This is a genomic window from Flaviaestuariibacter terrae, from assembly GCF_054777635.1.
This window is the reverse complement of the sequence record NZ_BAAHAL010000001.1, coordinates 1-1,195: the sequence shown is the minus strand read 5'-3', so window position 1 is coordinate 1,195 and position 1,195 is coordinate 1. Positions and strand designations below refer to the sequence as shown.

The following is a 1,195-nucleotide window of genomic DNA, read 5'->3' as shown; positions in this document are numbered from 1 at the left end:
GTAGCCGTGGTATCGGTATGTACGCCCTGGTTGATGGTCAGGTGCAGGGTGACTGTATCGGGGCAGCCATTGACGCCGGTGGAGAAGAAGTTGTAGTTGCCGGAAGCCAGGTATGTCTGACCGTGCCACGAGAAGGTGGTACAAGCCGTAGCCGTGGTATCGGTATGCACGCCCTGGTTGATGGTGAGGTGCAGGGTGACCGTATCGGGGCAGCCGTTGACACCGGTGGAGAAGAAGTTGTAGTTGCCACTCGTAGTATAGCTCTGACCGTGCCAGGCAAACACCGAGCAAGCCGTAGCCGTGGTATCGGTATGCACGCCCTGGTTGATGGTCAGGTGCAGGGTGACCGTATCGGGGCAGCCGTTGACACCGGTGGAGAAGAAGTTGTAGTTGCCACTCGTAGTATAGCTCTGACCGTGCCAGGCAAACACCGAGCAAGCCGTAGCCGTGGTATCGGTATGCACACCCTGGTTGATGGTGAGGTGCAGGGTGACCGTGTCGGGGCAGCCATTGACGCCCGTGGAGAAGAAGTTGTAGTTGCCGGAAGTTGTGTACGTAGCTCCATGCCAGCTGAAGGTGGTACAAGCGGTAGCCGTGGTATCGGTATGTACGCCCTGGTTGATGGTCAGGTGCAGGGTGACTGTATCGGGGCAGCCATTGACGCCGGTGGAGAAGAAGTTGTAGTTGCCGGAAGCCAGGTATGTCTGACCGTGCCACGAGAAGGTGGTACAGGCCGTAGCCGTGGTATCGGTGTGCACACCCTGGTTGATGGTCAGGTGCAGGGTCACCGTATCGGGGCAGCCGTTGACACCGGTAGAGAAGAAGTTGTAGTTGCCGGAAGCCAGGTATGTCTGACCGTGCCATACATACTGCGTACAAGCCGTAGCCGTGGTATCGGTATGCACGCCCTGGTTGATGGTGAGGTGCAGGGTCACTGTATCGGGGCAGCCATTGACACCGGTGGAGAAGAAGTTGTAGTTGCCACTCGTGGTATAGCTCTGTCCATGCCAGACAAACTGCGTACAGGCCGTAGCTGTCGTATCGGTGTGCACGCCCTGGTTGATAGTCAGGTGCAGGGTGACCGTATCGGGGCAGCCATTGACACCGGTGGAGAAGAAGTTGTAATTGCCCGAGGTTGTGTACGTAGCTCCATGCCATACAAACACAGAGCAGGCTGTGGCTGTTGTATCGGTAT

Annotated in this window: 1 protein-coding gene; it reads right to left on the bottom strand. The window is 57.3% G+C overall.

Annotated features, from left to right (window positions below):
- On the bottom strand, nt 1-1,195 hold a 1,195-nt coding region (locus ACYU7Z_RS00005), incomplete at both ends, for a hypothetical protein (RefSeq protein WP_460566330.1).